We start from the raw sequence: 16,052 nt of genomic DNA on the forward strand, positions 1-16,052 counted from the left end.
AAATAAGCCGGTCCAAGGTCATTGATGACCTTAGGACCGGCTTTTTCTATATAAAATTTAGCATGATAGAAAATCAACGCAGGAAAACGTGGCGACCGCCTTCGCTAAAGGCTTGGCGGCAACCACTGTTTGTGACCAAAAAATAGGTTATCATCAATCCCTTTTTAAATCGTTAAAGCAAAGCTTGTTCTGACACGATTTCCATCACTGAAAAATAAAGCAGATGATAGGTGAAGAGAAGGGTTAAGCTTTCGGGATGGCCCATTTTTCCAAAATCATCAAATGGAATAAGCGGTTCAGAGACTGGGACGGTTAAGCAGGCGTCGAACAGATCTCCAAACGGATCGATTATATCAGCGGAAAGAATGCCAATAATCTGAGCGCCGGACGGTTTAACCGATTTGATCAGGCGGATTGCCTCGTCTTCATAGTCTTTTTGCAGATAGAGGAGGAGCAAATCCCGTTCCGACAGTTGCTTTGTCGCCTCGTCATTTAAGAGGGGTTGGACGTTCGGCAGGGTGTTTTCACTTTTGGTGGCCTCCATAGATAAGAGAGGGATAGGGCTAAAATCATGGACGAAAATTTGCCCGTCTGAAGCGATTGTTTGAGCCAGTCGTCTCCCTGCCTCTTCAAGAACATCTTCATTTTCTTGGCTTACTTTTTCAAAAACCCCACGAAGCTGTGTAATATACATTTTCATATGTACGACCTCCATTTGTAAAAACATAGATATTTTTGCCTATTTATTGGATAAAAAGAAGGATTTTGGCCTTTTGTCACGAAAGCTATAAAAAGGTGTGTTCACATTGGATTCAAACGATTAAAAAATTAATGAATGACTGAAAGAAATTCTCAGAAACAACCATGATAGTTGAAGCCTAACATATAAATCTTCCTAATCAAAATACAAACTGAGGAGTTAGAGAATAATGGAGAATGCAACGAGTCAAGAGAATCTAGCAAACAAAAAAATATTGATCGTCGATGATCAATTTGGTATTCGGATTTTACTGAATGAAATTTTTCAAAAAATAGGCTATAAAACATATCAAGCAGCAAATGGCGTTCAAGCCCTTAATTTAGTACAGAATGAACGCCCGGACCTTATCATCCTTGATATGAAAATTCCTGGGATGGATGGATTGGAAATTTTAAAGCGAGTGAAAAAAATCGACCAAACAATAAAGGTCATCATTATGACGGCGTATGGTGAGCTGGATATGATTCAGGAGGCAATCGATAATGGGGCAATTACTCATTTTTCAAAGCCCTTTGATATCGATGAGATCATTGCTGCGGTCAAAAATGAGATTGGATAAGAAATCCTTTGTGCAGTCTCATTGAACCGTAAGCTTGAACAGGGCAAATTAGAATGAAAATGGGAACACCCCGTGCTTGGTAATTATTTCTTTTAACCCGTTTATTAAGCGAAGAAAACCCTTTCAATGATAGGGCTGTATTTTTTAATACTTTGGTCTCACGCATGGGTTATTTTCTGTGCTATAATATGGATTGCGATTGTTTAGCATAAGCTTCATTCTGAGATTTTCACACTTAATGTGGTTTGAATTTGAGGAGGGTATTTGTATGCCTATCGTGTCAATGACGGAGATGTTGAATAAAGCGAGAAAAGAGCAATACGCAGTTGGGCAATTCAATATTAATAATTTGGAATTTACTCAAGCGATTCTTCAGGCAGCTGAAGAAGAAAAATCGCCTGTTATCTTAGGGGTTTCCGAAGGTGCAGCACGCTACATGGGCGGCTTCAAATTGGTTGTAGCAATGGTTGAAGCCCTAGTCGAGGAGTATAACGTAACCGTTCCGGTTGCGATTCACTTGGACCATGGCTCTTCTTTTGAAAAATGCATGCAAGCCATTACAGCAGGCTTCACTTCAGTCATGATTGATGGCTCACATTACCCGCTTGAAGAAAATATTGCGCTGACTAAGCGTGTTGTTGATGCAGCACATGCTGTTGGTGTATCCGTTGAGGCTGAGTTAGGCCGAATTGGTGGACAAGAAGATGACCTTGTTGTAAACGATGCAGAAGCTGCTTACGCTATTCCATCTGAATGTAAGCAATTGATCGATGAAACAGGCGTTGACTGCTTTGCTCCAGCATTAGGTTCTGTCCATGGCCCATATAAAGGGGAACCAAATCTTGGCTTTGGACGCATGGAAGAAATTAAGAACATGACAGGTGTTCCGTTGGTCCTTCATGGCGGCACGGGCATTCCAACCAAAGATATCAAGAGAGCCATTGAACTCGGTCATGCGAAAATCAACGTTAATACTGAAAATCAAATCTCTTCTGCTAAAGTTATTCGTGAGGTGCTTGACAGCAAACCTGATCTTTATGATCCAAGAAAATATTTAGGACCAGCTCGCGATGCGATTAAAGAAACCGTCATGGGGAAAATGAGAGAGTTCGGTTCATCAAATAAAGCCTAATGCGTTTAGAATAGATCTTTATTTTTGTTAAAATGGCAGAAACCGTTAATGTTTGTTACCTTGTGTAAATCAGTTCTCTAAAAATGAGCAATGAAATAGACAAGTCCTGTGGGGAATGGGTCCTAGTGAGCCCCGCACAGGCTGTCTTTAGCCGAGGAGGCTTTCGATTCTTCGAGGGATCACGTTTGCCTGATTTTTAAAGCGCAACGTCACTTGAAAATCAGCTGATGCTAGCCTTCCTGTTTTTAACAAAACATATTAATATTGCCAAAAGGCACATGATTTTTTAATGATTTGTAGAAACTATCAAGTAAAAGGTCGTTTTTTGCTTTATGTTTAAGATAAGCGGCTGTTAAGGAAAAGGAGTTCAACATGGAGAAATTATTAATCGAAGGTGGGCATCGCCTCAACGGAACGATTCAAGTGAGCGGTGCGAAAAATAGTGCAGTGGCACTTATACCAGCTGCCATTCTTGCCAATTCGACCGTAACCATTGATCAATTACCCGATATTTCCGACGTACATCTGTTAAGTGAACTTCTAGAGGAAATTGGCGGAGAAGTAAGCTTTGAGGGCAATACGTTGACTGTTGACCCTTCGAAAATGGTCTCCATGCCGCTTCCTAATGGTCGGGTAAAGAAATTGCGGGCTTCGTATTATCTAATGGGAGCGATGCTCGGACGGTTTAATAAAGCGGTGGTAGGATTGCCAGGAGGTTGTAATCTTGGACCGCGCCCTATTGATCAGCACATCAAAGGTTTTGAAGCGCTTGGTGCCCGCATTACAAATGAACAAGGGGCCATTTATTTGCGTGCGGATGAACTGAGAGGGGCGCGCATCTATTTAGATGTGGTCAGTGTAGGTGCCACGATTAATATTATGCTAGCGGCTGTGAGAGCCAAAGGGCAGACTATTATAGAAAATGCAGCTAAGGAACCGGAAATCATCGATGTTGCCACTTTATTAACAAGTATGGGTGCTCGTATTAAAGGCGCAGGGACGGATGTGATTCGGATTGACGGAGTTGACGAGCTTCATGGCTGCCGTCATTCGATTATTCCAGACCGCATAGAAGCAGGGACTTACATGATCCTTGCAGCGGGCATGGGAGAACACGTTGTGATTGATAATGTGATTCCTCAACACGTCGAGTCTTTGACGGCAAAGCTTCGTGAAATGGGTGTGAAGGTTGAGGTCTTAGATGACCAAATTATCATTTCGCAAGGCAATGGCGCTTTTAAACGTTCAGATGTCAAAACACTGGTCTACCCTGGGTTTCCTACGGATTTGCAGCAGCCTTTTACTACCTTACTAACTCAAGCACTAGGGACCAGTCTTGTAACAGATACCATTTATGGGGCTCGATTCAAACATGTTGATGAGCTTAGACGCATGGGTGCAGAAGTGAAGGTTGAAGGAAGTTCGGCCATCATCACGGGTCCGACCCGCTTACAAGGTGCACGGGTAAGAGCGACTGATCTTCGTGCAGGTGCGGCTTTAGTTGTGGCTGGCACGATGGCAGAAGGGATTACCGAGATCATCGGTGTTGAACATATTGATCGTGGATACAGTAAAATGGTTGAGAAGCTTCAAGGCATTGGCGTCAAAATCTGGCGTGCGCCGCTTGCATTAGAAGAAGAAAAAAATGAAATAACGGTTCAGGACTAATATAGAAGTGATCTAAAGTCACCTTTGTGTTGCCGCCAGGGTCATTTTATGACGGCCGATTTTTTTAAGATATAACTTTGTTCAAGACAGCATCTTCAAGCAGGATGCTGTCTTGAAATTATGAGGCATTAGGCGTATAATTGATCGACGTTAGAAGTTTTCTTGCAAAAGGAAAATGTGTAGAAAACCCCACATGTTTCAATTCTAATTTTCTATCAGTCATCATGTTTGCTTGACGTGCCAAGCCGGCACTTGAGCTCTCTCCAATGAACACTTCGCCATTTCCTACAATTAATTGGCATCTAATCATAGCAATTGCATACAGCGTAAAATTAAATAAAGAGTGGTGGCATTATGGCAGTAACATTATCTGATCTTGAAAGTATGACGCTGAAAGATTTATATCAGCTTGCCCGAAATTATAAAATTTCTTATTATGGAAAGTTAACTAAACGAGAACTTATTTTCGCAATCCTTAAGGCTCGGGCTGAACAGGATGGTTTCTCATTTATGGAAGGTGTTCTTGAAATTATTCCTTCTGAGGGTTTTGGTTTCTTACGCCCTATTAATTATTCTCCAAGCTCGGAAGATATATATATATCTGCCTCACAGATCAGACGTTTTGATTTGCGAAGCGGAGATAAAGTATCTGGAAAGGTAAGACCCCCAAAAGAGAATGAACGGTATTATGGGCTTTTACATGTGGAAGCGGTTAACGGCGAAGATCCTGATACTGCAAAGGAACGTGTGCATTTTCCAGCGCTAACCCCCTTATATCCGGATAAAAAGATGACTCTTGAGGTAGACTCCAAGAAGCTTTCGACACGTCTGATGGACATTATAGCACCTGTAGGTTTCGGCCAGCGCGGTCTCATCGTAGCGCCTCCTAAAGCAGGTAAGACGATGCTTCTTAAAGAGATTGCCAACAGTATTACAACGAACCATCCTGATGTCGAGCTTATTGTCCTTCTTGTTGACGAGCGTCCTGAGGAAGTAACGGATATTGAGCGCTCTGTAAATGGCGATGTCGTCAGTTCAACTTTTGATGAGGTACCGGAAAATCATATTAAGGTTTCCGAATTAGTGCTTGAAAGAGCTATGCGGCTTGTTGAACATAAGCGAGATGTTGTCATACTTATGGATAGTATTACTCGTTTAGCGCGTGCCTACAACCTCGTTATTCCACCAAGCGGTCGGACTCTTTCTGGTGGTATTGACCCAGCTGCTTTTCACCGTCCGAAGCGGTTCTTCGGGGCAGCTCGTAACATTGAAGATGGGGGGAGCTTAACCATTTTGGCTACCGCTCTGATTGATACGGGCTCTCGTATGGATGATGTCATCTATGAAGAATTTAAGGGAACAGGAAACATGGAGCTTCACCTTGACCGGAAGCTTGCAGAGCGTCGCATCTTTCCAGCTATTGATATTCGCCGGTCCGGAACGCGTAAAGAAGAACTTCTCCTTGATAAAGAGCAATTGGATACATTATGGTCCATTCGTAAAACAATGGATGATTCCCATGATTTTGTGGAACACTTCTTTAAAAGCCTTAGAAAAACAAAATCCAATCAAGAATTTTTTGACCTCTTTGACAAGGGAAAGAACGGTCAAGCGTAATGAGGCTATAAGCAAGCCTGCACGAAGTCTATTCGATGTTAGGTTTTGAGTGTTGATCTTCGATAATTGAGATCTTGTCCCTGCGTCTACAAGATAATGCTCCGAAGAGGGCTTCCTCGGGACAAGCCTGCACGAAGTCTATTCGATGCTAGGTTTTGATTGTTGATCTTCGATAATTGAGTTCTTGTCCCTGCGTCTACAAGATAATGCTCCGAAGAGGGCTTCCTCGGGACAAGCCTGCACGAAGTCTATTCGATGTTAGGTTTTGATTGTTGATCTTCGATAATTGGATCTTGTCCCTGCGTCTACAAGATAATGCTCCGAAGAGGGCTTCCTCGGGACAAGCCTGCACGAAGTCTATTCGATGTTAGGTTTTGATTGTTGATCTTCGATAATTGGATCTTGTCCCTGCGTCTACAAGATAATGCTCCGAAGAGGGCTTCCTCGGGACAAGCCTGCACGAAGTCTATTCGATGTTAGGTTTTGATTGTTGATCTTCGATAATTGGATCTTGTCCCTGCGTCTACAAGATAATGCTCCGAAGAGGGCTTCCTCGGGACAAGCCCGCACGTAGCCTATTCGAGGAAGATTTTTCATGAGGTTGACTCGGGGGAGTGGGCTTGGTATAATTATTTCGATGTAAACTCTGTTTCTGGAAAAGGGGCAGGGCATAAAGGAGCTGAATGCGATGAAAACAGAAATTCATCCACAATACAATAAAGTACAAGTTATTTGTTCATGTGGCAACGAGTTTGAAACAGGTTCAACGGCTAAAGGTCCAATCCGCGTTGAGGTTTGCTCTGAATGCCATCCGTTCTACACAGGTCGTCAGCGTTTTGCTGAAGCAGGTGGCCGTGTCGATCGCTTTAAGAAAAAATACAATCTTAAATAAGTGGTTGTCCGCAGACAAGGATTCCTTGTCTGCTTTTTAATTAAAAAATGTCTGTTTTTATATAAGATCTTGTAAATAATACCGTAAACAGGTGTTTGTCCAGTTCTGTTAGCAAGAGGGTTTTCAGTACAAATCAAAGGTTAGGAGATTTTAAAGATGCAGAGCCACCCGGGTAGCGTAGAAGTCATTTGTGGAAGCATGTTTTCCGGTAAATCTGAAGAGTTAATTCGTCGCGTCAAGCGTGCAAGATACGGAAAAAAGAAAGTCCAGGTCTTTAAGCCGGTGATTGATAACCGTTATAGTGAGGAAGCGGTTGTTTCACATGATGGAGAGTCGGTTATGGCTATTCCGGTTCAACATGTTGAAGATCTCCTTGATCTTGTGAACGAAGATACGGATGTTGTGGCCATTGATGAGGCCCAGTTTTTTGATCAGACAATTGTTCATGTCGTCCGACAAATAGCGGATCGAGGTTATCGCGTTATTTGTGCTGGGTTGGATTTGGATTTTCGCGGGGAGCCGTTTCACCCCATGCCGGAGCTTATGGCTGAGAGTGACTATGTGACCAAACTGAATGCTATTTGTACAGAATGCGGTGAAACGGCTAGTCGAACTCAGAGGCTAGTCAATGGACAGCCGGCCAGCTACCATGATCCAATTATTATGGTAGGGGCATCTGAATCTTATGAGGCAAGATGCCGTGCCTGTCATGAGGTTCCAGGTCGTCCTGAAGGAATAGTCAGACGTGAAAGGGCAGCCCAGTCTTAAATCTTGTTTTACCGAGGTTTTGACCTTTGGACTTGGCCTATAATATAATAAAAACAAGTATTTTGATGATAACGCCGATTAAATCAATCGGCGTTTTTATTAGACCTTGTGTTTTAACGAATAAAATGGTTGTATGTATCTGATAGATTTAATCAACTATGTCTAATTGTAGAGGTGAGGCACGTGTTTGACCGCTTACAAGCTTTAGAAGATAGATATGAAAAGCTTAATCAATTGCTCTCAGACCCTGAGATCATAAGTGACTCGAATAAATTACGGGAGTACTCTAAGGAATCGGCTGATTTAGAGGAAACAGTCCGAACGTACAGGCAGTTTAAAGAGGCTGAACAGCAATTGAGAGATGCAAAGACTATGCTTGAGGAGGAAACGGACAGTGAGATGAAGGAGATGATTCGTGCTGAAATGAATGAATTGAGCACGGAACTTGAAACCCTTCAAGAACGCCTCAAGATTCTCTTAATTCCTAAGGATCCTAATGATGACAAAAACGTTATTGTGGAGATTCGGGGAGCTGCTGGCGGAGATGAAGCCGCCTTATTTGCCGCTGATTTGTATAAAATGTACACGCGTTATGCGGAATCTCAAGGCTGGAAAACGGAAGTCATTGAAGTTTCTCAAAATGAGGTTGGCGGCTACAAAGAAATTATTTTCATGGTAAACGGAACGGGAGCTTATTCAAAGTTAAAATATGAAAATGGTGCCCATCGTGTTCAGCGTGTCCCAGAGACTGAATCTGGCGGACGCATTCACACGTCGACGGCGACAGTTGCGGTTTTACCGGAAGCAGAAGAGGTCGAAGTCGAAATCCATGACAAAGATGTTCGGGTCGATACCTTTGCTTCAAGCGGACCAGGTGGACAGAGTGTTAATACCACGATGTCGGCGGTCCGGCTAACCCACTTACCAACAGGGATTGTCGTTTCGTGTCAGGATGAAAAATCACAAATTAAAAACAAAGAGAAAGCCATGAAAGTGCTCCGGGCGCGCGTTTACGATAAATTTCAAAAAGAAGCTCGAGCGGAGTATGATGCCAACAGGAAGTCAGCCGTTGGAACAGGAGATCGTTCGGAGCGAATCCGTACTTATAATTTCCCGCAAAGCCGAGTAACGGATCACCGCATCGGTTTAACACTTCAAAAGCTGGATCAGATTTTGCTTGGCAAGCTGGATGAAATTATTGATGCGTTAATTGTCGAGGAGCAAGCTAAAATGATTGAGCAGGCAGAAGCCCAATGAGCAGTAAACGAATCTTTGAAGCCCTGAATTGGGCTTCTTCCTTTTTAAAGGAAAGAGGCAGGGAGGCTAATGCAGCAGAATGGCTTCTCATGTATCGGCTAGAGCTATCCCGTTCCCAGTTGCTCATAAATATGAGGGAGTATTTAGAGGAGAAGGACCGGGAATGGTTTGAAGAAGCAGTCAAACAACATGGTGCTGGAGTCCCTGTTCAGCACATTATGGGAGAAGCTTCCTTTTATGGACGCCTATTTGAAGTCAATTCAGATGTTCTCATTCCTCGTCCTGAGACGGAGGAGCTTATTCAGGGAATTTTGGATCTTCGCCGTCAGCTTTTTGGAGACGCATTCGTATCTTATTGCGATGTAGGGACAGGCAGTGGAGCCATAGCCATTACATTAGCGCTCGAGGACCCAAATGCACATGTCACAGCTGTGGATCTCTCGAAGGATGCCCTAGAGATAGCTAAGAAAAACGCAGTGAAACTCGGTGCGGATATCGCGTTTGAAGAAGGAGACTTATTGCTTCCTTTTGCGGGGCAGAGAACGTTTGATATTGTGGTGTCCAATCCGCCTTATATTCCTTCTTCGGTAGTCGAAGAACTGGATATGCTTGTTCGGGATCATGAACCTCGGCTTGCTTTAGATGGAGGTGAGGATGGGCTAACTCCTTATAGACGGTTAGCAGAGCAGCTTCCTGGTGTCCTTAAGTCTCGTCCTTTCCTTATTGGATTTGAGATTGGTGAAGGACAAGGAGAAGCGGTAAAAGCGTTTTTGCAAGGGGCATTTGGAAAAGAGGTTCATGTTTCGATTCAAAATGATATTAATAAGCATGAGCGAATGGTGTTTGCCTGGATGAATACTTAAGCCTGTCGAAGTTTGACAGGCGTTTTTTTATTATTTTTATAGATTAATAGGTTTAATTTTGAATCTCCCGTCAATACTTGTTCCTAGTTAGATTTTAGTAAGGGCGGGAGAAAAAATGAGACAAAAAAGTATGGCCGCATTCATTCTTTTATTAGCAGTATTTATATTCTTTATGCAATTGGAAAAAAGTTTGGCAGCTCCTTCTGGCGGGCAAAAGATTCCTAAAGATGCGATTCGTCTTCGGATTCTGGCTAACAGCGATTCCGCAAAGGACCAAGCAGTAAAGAGAGAGATTCGGGATCAAGTGAATGCCAATGTGGAAACATGGGTGAAAGATCTTAAAACAGCGAAACAGGCGAAAAAAGTAATAACTGCCCACCTTGACGATATCCGTCAAACGGTGAAAGATAAACTTGATGAGGAAGGCATTAAAATGCCATATACTGTAACTCTTGGAGAGGCTAAGTTTCCGACAAAGATGTACGGTGGTTATGTGTATCCAGCGGGGATCTATCAAGCACTCGTTGTAACATTAGGTTCAGGACAGGGAGCTAATTGGTGGTGCGTCCTATTTCCACCACTCTGTTTTCTTGATTTTGCTAACGGTGATGCAGTCAAGCCTGACCCTCATGCGACGGCGCCTGCTTCAGCGAATACTTCGGTTAAAGGTTCTGCAGGAGAGGATAATCAAGTCCAAGTCCACTTTTTCTTCGTTGATCTGTTTAAAAATATCTTTAGTTTTTTTAAAGGCCTCTTCCATTCGGGTTAAGGATTAGGGCAAAAAATATGGAAAGGTCTAAAGGAGCCCTCTAGCACATAAAATGGTATAGGAAAAACGCAAAAACATGCACTTATCAAACCTTAACGTTTCGTGAACTTGTAAAAGGACGTGCGTGATGCCTGCCCTTTAGGGTGAGGACGGCTAGAATTGGAGGGCTACCAATGACAGTAACCATATCGATGGCCACTGAGATTGACCGGCCTAAAATAAAGACTTTTATTGAACGAGTTGGTTCAGAACTTAGGGATAAAGAGGCGTCACTCATTCAATATTTAGTGGCAAAAGATGGACAGGCAGACATTGTGGGTGTGCTGGGTTTCATCAAGGAAAATGAAACCATCCTTTTAAGGCATCTTGTCATTGATTCAAAGCGATGTGATATGGCAGTGCTCCTTCAAATTATTGAGCATGCAGTCGCCTTTGGGGCATCAAATAAGGCGAAACGGGTTTTATTTCTAACACCCGCACCGGCATCTCTATTTGAACCGCTTGGTTTCTCGGAAATAGAGGAAGAAAAGCTTGAAAAGTCCATTAAAGAATTGCTTCCGCTCGAACAATTAACCGCGCAAACAGCCCGTGTTTTAGTTCGCGAACTTGTTTAGTGATAAAAAGGGTGTGTCCTCTTAGCTGGAGAGGGCATACCCTTTTTGTTATACTTTAAGAAGTCTTTCGATCAAGTGATTAAGCCAAAGATGGGGTGACGGCTACTCTTTGTGAATAGTTTAAAAATCACATCCGTCTTACTTTCGAAAATAGGAATCAAATAAAAAATGAGAGATTTGTTCTTGAAATAGGATTTTATATAAGAGGTGACAGGTAATGACGCCAACAAAAGTATGGCATGTAGAAGCTTCTTCAAAGCTGTTGAATAGCCCCGATTTGATGGAAGCCGCTGATCTGTTAAAGAAGGAAGAGGTTGTCGCCTTTCCTACAGAAACCGTCTATGGATTAGGTGCCAATGCCTATTCTTCAGAGGCAGTTCAGAAAATTTATGAAGCGAAGGGACGACCTTCAGATAATCCGCTTATTATTCATATTGCTGAGGAAGCCATGCTGGCAGAAGTGGCTGCGGTAATTCCAGAATCCGCAAAAAAACTCATCGAACGTTTTTGGCCAGGGCCTTTGACTGTGGTCCTTCCAAAAAAAGGACCCTTATCACCTCTTGTGACGGCAGGATTAGATACGGTTGGTATTCGAATGCCCAATCATCCAATCGCTCTTGCGCTGATTAAACTGGCTGGAGTTCCGCTTGCCGCTCCATCAGCCAATCGTTCAGGCAAGCCGAGCCCCACTCAAGGCCGTCATGTGGTCCATGATTTGAAGGATCGTATTGCGGGTGTTGTTGATGCGGGCCCAACCGGTGTGGGAGTGGAGTCCACGGTCGTGGATTGTACAACCAATCCTGTGACGTTGCTTAGACCAGGAGGGATCACACTTGAGGAATTGGAAGACACCTTAGGCCCTATCCGAGTGGACCCTCATTTGGAAAAAAACACAGCTGTCCCCCGTTCCCCGGGAATGAAGTATACCCATTATGCTCCCAATGCCCCTCTCGTATTAGTGGAGTCTTTTGAAAAACTCGAGAAGCTGCTTAAGCAGGCAAAAGAAGAGGGGAAAGTGGTTGGGATATTAACAACTGAAGAACGGCAATCTTTTTATAAAGAAGCAGATTATGTATTAAGCTGCGGCAGACGCGCTGAACTGGCGACGGTTGCTTCTCATCTCTACGATTGCCTCAGGCAGTTTGATCAACTAAATGTTGATCTTATTTTGAGTGAAGCGTTCCCTGTTAAAGGTGTAGGTGAGGCGATTATGAACCGTCTTCAAAAAGCCGCCGGCGGTAATACAGTCAAGGCTGACTAATGTTAAGAGTCTTTGGGAGGAGTATGCGCTTAAACTTCTAAACGTTTCTGGACATGCATACCTTGAAATGAGGAATGTGAAGGAGGCGTAAGTATGGTTTCAAGTGCATTAATTGGCCAATTCGTGACGCTGCTCATGATGGCCATTGCTCTCGGGATGGATGCTTTTTCCGTCGGCATGGGTATGGGAATGTTGCAGCTGAGATTAAGGCAAATTGCCAAAATTGGATTTGTAATTGGACTTTTCCATGTGCTCATGCCATTTGCCGGAATTCTAATAGGTGAATATTTATCCGAACATTTTGGAGGATGGGCGGCGGTTGCCGGGGGCGTGCTTTTACTATTGTTAGGTGCCCAAATGATATTCTCTTCTTTTCAAAAAGAAGAGGCACCGCTTGTCCAACCAATTGGCTTTGGCCTCCTCCTCTTTGCTCTGAGTGTTAGTCTGGATAGTTTTTCAGTCGGCCTTAGTTTAGGAATTTACCGAGCAAAGGTCATTGTAACCCTCGTCTTATTTGGACTTGTCAGTATGGTCCTAACCTGGGTAGGATTGTTAATAGGAAAAAGATTCCAAAAGGTGATGGGGCAATACAGCGAAGTACTAGGAGGCTGCATCCTATTTGTTTTCGGACTCAAACTCTTGTTAAATTTATAGTTTAAACAAAAACGCCTATTATAGGTGTTTTTTATACGATCAGAAAGAAAAACTTCACGGGAGATTATGGGGATTGTTTTTCGTCGGGCAGTTCTCGTTAGTCTATTTTCTCAAACGGTTATTTTCGCAGGCGATAGCGTATCCTCGTTATGCTCCACCGAAATAGGCGTAACGTCATTCCTTTATTTCGGCACTCCGTCCGAATTTGCGGCGGTGAGCGTGCAAGGGTCTTTTAGTCGGAACGTTGGGCGATTAAAGGTTGCTTGTTTTAGGCCTTTAAATAATCTAAATACTAGATTGATTTAAGCTCAAAAAAATTTTAGTGAAATCAGACGCCTTAATGATACAATAAGTAAGTGTTTAATTGGATAAATTATTTTTGAAATGAGGACAACGATAGGGCAGGATCGGAGGTATGAATGATGAAAGAACGAATTTTATTTGTTTGCACAGGGAATACCTGTCGAAGCCCTATGGCTGAAACGATTTTAAACCATCATGGTAAAGATAGAGCAGAGGCAAAGTCAGCAGGGCTATTTGCTAACAAAGGCCAGGGTGCTAATCCACTGGCAGTGAAGGCTTTGGAGAAATTAGGAATACCGATGGGTGAACACCATTCACAGCCTCTCACTGGGGAGCTTGTGGATTGGGCAACGCTTATCTTAACCATGACACAAAATCATAAACAGTCACTAATTATGGATTATCCAGAAGCTATTGACAAAACCTATACTTTAAAGGAATATGTCTACGACCAGCTTGAACAAAATCGATTTTGGAAGAGCTGGCAAGAAGCGGTCTCAGAGCGAGAGGAAGCACGGCTCATTGTTGACCAATATGCCAAAGAAACAACAGGATTAGATGATGCCAAAAAAGAAGCGGTTGAACGCTTGCTAAAAGCAGAAGAGCGTGTTAAAACATTGGAAGAAGAGATTCCTAATTATGATATTAAAGATCCTTTTGGCGGGGATCTGGAGGAATATCAAACTGTTTCTCGTGAATTAGAATATCTAATTAGGCAATGGATGGAAAAAGAAGAAGAACAAGGCTAAAACAAGGATCACCTAAGAAAGGAAGTCGTTGCGTGGTGGAAGACCTTCAAGATATCGGTCGCCAGTTGGAGACTGTATTAAACGCATTAAATGACGCCATGCCTTTATCACATGAACATATTTTAATCGTTGGAGCAAGTACAAGTGAAGTGATTGGACAGCACATTGGTTCGGCAGGGACCGTTGAAGTAGCAAGTGCTATTTTTGGTGCCTTAAAAAGATTCCAGAGTCAAACAGGTGTTCAACTCGCCTTTCAATGCTGCGAACATCTGAATAGAGCGATCGTGGTTGAGAAAGAGACGGCAAAAGAGAATCGCCTGGAACAGGTTACAGTCGTTCCTGTCAGGTCAGCAGGCGGGGCGATGGCTGCCTATGCCTATCAAAAACTGGATCATCCCGTAGTCGTAGAGGCAATTAAAGGGGATTGCGGGATTGATATTGGGGATACCTTTATAGGCATGCACCTAAAACCTGTTGTGGTTCCTGTTCGCTGTGAGGTTAAAGAAATTGGACATGCTCATGTCACGATTGCTCGAACGCGGCCGAAGCTGATTGGCGGGGAACGAGCGGTTTACCCATCTCGGGAAACGGTTAATCACTTTTGATGACCACTAAAAAATAAAAGGGCTAGGTTAGGGAGGAAGAACGGATGACTTTTTTACAATCACAAGATGAAGCAGTATATGCGGCTATTCAAAAAGAGCTGGGCAGACAAAGAAATAATATTGAACTAATAGCTTCAGAAAATTTTGTAAGTCCAGCTGTTCTAGAAGCAGCGGGGTCTATTTTGACTAATAAGTATGCTGAAGGCTATCCGCAGCGCCGCTATTATGGGGGCTGTGAGTATGTTGATCTAGTAGAAGACCTGGCCAGAGATCGTGCTAAGCAATTGTTTGGTGCAGATCATGTGAACGTGCAGCCGCATTCTGGGGCACAGGCTAACATGGCTGTTTATTTTACGATCCTTGAGCATGGGGATACCGTGCTTGGAATGAATCTTTCTCACGGCGGTCACCTCACACATGGCAGTCCGGTTAATTTTAGCGGTGTTCAATATAATTTTGTCGAATATGGTGTTGATGAAGAGAGCCATCTAATCAACTATGAGGATGTCCGACAAAAAGCGATTGAGCATAAACCGAAACTGATTGTTGCGGGTGCCAGTGCCTATCCTAGAACGATTGATTTTGCGAAGTTTAGAGAAATCGCTGATGAGGTGGGCGCCTACCTCATGGTGGATATGGCTCACATTGCTGGACTTGTTGCAACCGGTCATCACCCGAACCCTGTTCCTTATTGTGATTTTGTCACAACGACCACTCATAAGACACTGCGCGGTCCCCGAGGCGGAATGATCCTTTGTAAAGAGGAGTTTGCTAAGAAGATTGACAAGGCGGTCTTCCCTGGTATACAAGGCGGTCCGCTTATGCATATCATCGCTGCTAAAGCAGTGGCGTTTGGCGAAGCCTTGCAAGATTCCTTTAAAAGTTATTCTGCCCAGATTGTATCGAATGCCCAGGCATTTGCTGAAGCGTTAAAAGAAGAAGGGCTGACACTTGTTTCAGGCGGAACGGATAATCATCTTGTACTTGTCGACCTCCGCAACATTCAGCTGACAGGTAAGGTGGCAGAAAAAGCATTGGATTATGTTGGAATTACAACAAATAAAAATACAATTCCTTATGATCCAGAAAGTCCGTTTACAACCAGCGGCATTCGGATGGGAACGGCGGCTGTTACCACACGCGGTTTTAAGGAAGAAGAGATGAAATTAGTTGCAGGGATTATTGCTAAGGTGCTCAAGAATCATGAGGACGAGAGCATCCTTAAGAAAGCAACCGAAGAGGTTCAAAAACTGACTAATCGCTTTACTTTATATCCTAACTTAGGTTAATAAGCTACTAATAGACTCAATATAGAGGAACCTCGTTGCCCTTTATGTTCGTTTGCGGTAACGGTGTTCCTCTTTTTTGTCTTGTCTGTAAATAAGTTTGAATTGGGTTAATAGGCTGATTTTTTTGCTTTAATACAAGGAAAATGACAAGAGTCTTCTTTAAATTTGAACAATGTGCAAATAAAACAAAGAAACATTGAACTCCGTGTCTTTTTTTTGTAAAATTTGTCGAGAGGCGTTATTTCAATATGAGTTTAATATACCTCGTTTTGAGGAATCCTAGAAAAAAATG

General features: G+C 43.1%; 16 protein-coding genes. 15 read left to right on the forward strand and 1 reads right to left on the reverse strand.

The genetic code is table 11. The annotated features are described in order from the left end of the window. Positions 1 to 172: 172 nt before the first annotated feature. The gene (locus PU629_RS01655; RefSeq protein WP_275282528.1) at positions 173 to 700 is read right to left on the reverse strand and encodes a DUF2529 family protein; all 528 of its coding nucleotides are present in this window, start codon (positions 698 to 700) and stop codon (positions 173 to 175) included. Between the two features lie 229 nt (positions 701 to 929). Here PU629_RS01655 and PU629_RS01660 point away from each other — a divergent pair, with 229 nt between their 5' ends. From PU629_RS01660 to glyA, 15 genes are all read left to right on the forward strand, one after another. Continuing rightward, a complete protein-coding gene (locus PU629_RS01660; protein WP_275282529.1) occupies positions 930 to 1,319 on the forward strand; it encodes a response regulator in 390 nt (129 codons plus the stop codon). A 268-nt stretch (positions 1,320 to 1,587) separates the two neighbouring features. Beyond that, on the forward strand, positions 1,588 to 2,451 hold the full coding sequence (fba, locus tag PU629_RS01665) for a class II fructose-1,6-bisphosphate aldolase (RefSeq protein WP_275282530.1): 864 nt from the start codon (positions 1,588 to 1,590) through the stop codon (positions 2,449 to 2,451). 372 nt (positions 2,452 to 2,823) lie between these two features. Then, positions 2,824 to 4,119, forward strand: coding sequence for a UDP-N-acetylglucosamine 1-carboxyvinyltransferase (locus tag PU629_RS01670; protein ID WP_275282531.1), 1,296 nt, complete (start codon positions 2,824 to 2,826; stop codon positions 4,117 to 4,119). Between the two features lie 354 nt (positions 4,120 to 4,473). Next, on the forward strand, positions 4,474 to 5,736 hold the full coding sequence (gene rho / locus PU629_RS01675) for a transcription termination factor Rho (RefSeq protein ID WP_275282532.1): 1,263 nt from the start codon (positions 4,474 to 4,476) through the stop codon (positions 5,734 to 5,736). Between the two features lie 688 nt (positions 5,737 to 6,424). After that, entirely contained in the window at positions 6,425 to 6,628 is a 204-nt protein-coding gene (gene rpmE / locus PU629_RS01680; RefSeq protein ID WP_275282533.1) for a 50S ribosomal protein L31, read from the forward strand. A gap of 156 nt (positions 6,629 to 6,784) precedes the next feature. Further along, positions 6,785 to 7,396, forward strand: a complete 612-nt coding sequence (locus PU629_RS01685) for a thymidine kinase (protein WP_275282534.1) — start codon at positions 6,785 to 6,787, stop codon at positions 7,394 to 7,396. A 183-nt stretch (positions 7,397 to 7,579) separates the two neighbouring features. After that, entirely contained in the window at positions 7,580 to 8,653 is a 1,074-nt protein-coding gene (prfA, locus tag PU629_RS01690) for a peptide chain release factor 1 (RefSeq protein WP_275282535.1), read from the forward strand. Next, complete coding sequence (gene prmC / locus PU629_RS01695) at positions 8,650 to 9,516, forward strand: peptide chain release factor N(5)-glutamine methyltransferase (RefSeq protein WP_275282536.1); 867 nt, start codon at positions 8,650 to 8,652, stop codon at positions 9,514 to 9,516. Before prfA ends, prmC begins: the two co-directional genes overlap by 4 nt. 115 nt (positions 9,517 to 9,631) lie before the next feature. After that, a complete protein-coding gene (gene spoIIR, locus PU629_RS01700) occupies positions 9,632 to 10,285 on the forward strand; it encodes a stage II sporulation protein R (RefSeq protein WP_275282537.1) in 654 nt (217 codons plus the stop codon). A 173-nt stretch (positions 10,286 to 10,458) separates the two neighbouring features. After that, positions 10,459 to 10,899, forward strand: coding sequence for a GNAT family N-acetyltransferase (locus PU629_RS01705; protein ID WP_275282538.1), 441 nt, complete (start codon positions 10,459 to 10,461; stop codon positions 10,897 to 10,899). Positions 10,900 to 11,116: 217 nt separating this feature from the next. Next, positions 11,117 to 12,160, forward strand: coding sequence for an L-threonylcarbamoyladenylate synthase (locus PU629_RS01710; protein WP_481900467.1), 1,044 nt, complete (start codon positions 11,117 to 11,119; stop codon positions 12,158 to 12,160). 93 nt (positions 12,161 to 12,253) lie between these two features. After that, positions 12,254 to 12,814: a manganese efflux pump MntP gene (locus PU629_RS01715; RefSeq protein ID WP_275282539.1), complete on the forward strand. Its 561-nt coding sequence runs from the start codon at positions 12,254 to 12,256 to the stop codon at positions 12,812 to 12,814. 422 nt (positions 12,815 to 13,236) lie between these two features. Beyond that, positions 13,237 to 13,866 carry a low molecular weight protein arginine phosphatase gene (locus PU629_RS01720; RefSeq protein ID WP_275282540.1) on the forward strand — a complete coding sequence of 210 codons (630 nt, stop codon included), beginning with the start codon at positions 13,237 to 13,239 and terminating at the stop codon, positions 13,864 to 13,866. Positions 13,867 to 13,964: 98 nt separating this feature from the next. After that, complete coding sequence (locus PU629_RS01725) at positions 13,965 to 14,471, forward strand: TIGR01440 family protein (RefSeq protein WP_481900494.1); 507 nt, start codon at positions 13,965 to 13,967, stop codon at positions 14,469 to 14,471. Positions 14,472 to 14,515: 44 nt separating this feature from the next. Next, positions 14,516 to 15,760 (forward strand): serine hydroxymethyltransferase, encoded by a 1,245-nt coding sequence (gene glyA, locus PU629_RS01730; protein ID WP_275282542.1) that lies wholly within the window; start codon positions 14,516 to 14,518, stop codon positions 15,758 to 15,760. Positions 15,761 to 16,052 lie beyond the last annotated feature (292 nt).

The organism is Pullulanibacillus sp. KACC 23026, assembly GCF_029094525.1.
Classification (GTDB): Bacteria; Bacillota; Bacilli; order Bacillales; family Sporolactobacillaceae; genus KACC-23026.

Coding starts and splice junctions, on each gene's coding strand:
- PU629_RS01655 (WP_275282528.1), bottom strand. CDS start 700: ATGAAAATGTATATTACACAGCTTCGTGGGGTTTTTGAAAAAGTAAGC.
- PU629_RS01660 (WP_275282529.1), top strand. CDS start 930: ATGGAGAATGCAACGAGTCAAGAGAATCTAGCAAACAAAAAAATATTG.
- fba (WP_275282530.1), top strand. CDS start 1,588: ATGCCTATCGTGTCAATGACGGAGATGTTGAATAAAGCGAGAAAAGAG.
- PU629_RS01670 (WP_275282531.1), top strand. CDS start 2,824: ATGGAGAAATTATTAATCGAAGGTGGGCATCGCCTCAACGGAACGATT.
- rho (WP_275282532.1), top strand. CDS start 4,474: ATGGCAGTAACATTATCTGATCTTGAAAGTATGACGCTGAAAGATTTA.
- rpmE (WP_275282533.1), top strand. CDS start 6,425: ATGAAAACAGAAATTCATCCACAATACAATAAAGTACAAGTTATTTGT.
- PU629_RS01685 (WP_275282534.1), top strand. CDS start 6,785: ATGCAGAGCCACCCGGGTAGCGTAGAAGTCATTTGTGGAAGCATGTTT.
- prmC (WP_275282536.1), top strand. CDS start 8,650: ATGAGCAGTAAACGAATCTTTGAAGCCCTGAATTGGGCTTCTTCCTTT.
- spoIIR (WP_275282537.1), top strand. CDS start 9,632: ATGAGACAAAAAAGTATGGCCGCATTCATTCTTTTATTAGCAGTATTT.
- PU629_RS01705 (WP_275282538.1), top strand. CDS start 10,459: ATGACAGTAACCATATCGATGGCCACTGAGATTGACCGGCCTAAAATA.
- PU629_RS01710 (WP_481900467.1), top strand. CDS start 11,117: ATGACGCCAACAAAAGTATGGCATGTAGAAGCTTCTTCAAAGCTGTTG.
- PU629_RS01715 (WP_275282539.1), top strand. CDS start 12,254: ATGGTTTCAAGTGCATTAATTGGCCAATTCGTGACGCTGCTCATGATG.
- PU629_RS01720 (WP_275282540.1), top strand. CDS start 13,237: ATGAAAGAACGAATTTTATTTGTTTGCACAGGGAATACCTGTCGAAGC.
- PU629_RS01725 (WP_481900494.1), top strand. CDS start 13,965: ATGCCTTTATCACATGAACATATTTTAATCGTTGGAGCAAGTACAAGT.
- glyA (WP_275282542.1), top strand. CDS start 14,516: ATGACTTTTTTACAATCACAAGATGAAGCAGTATATGCGGCTATTCAA.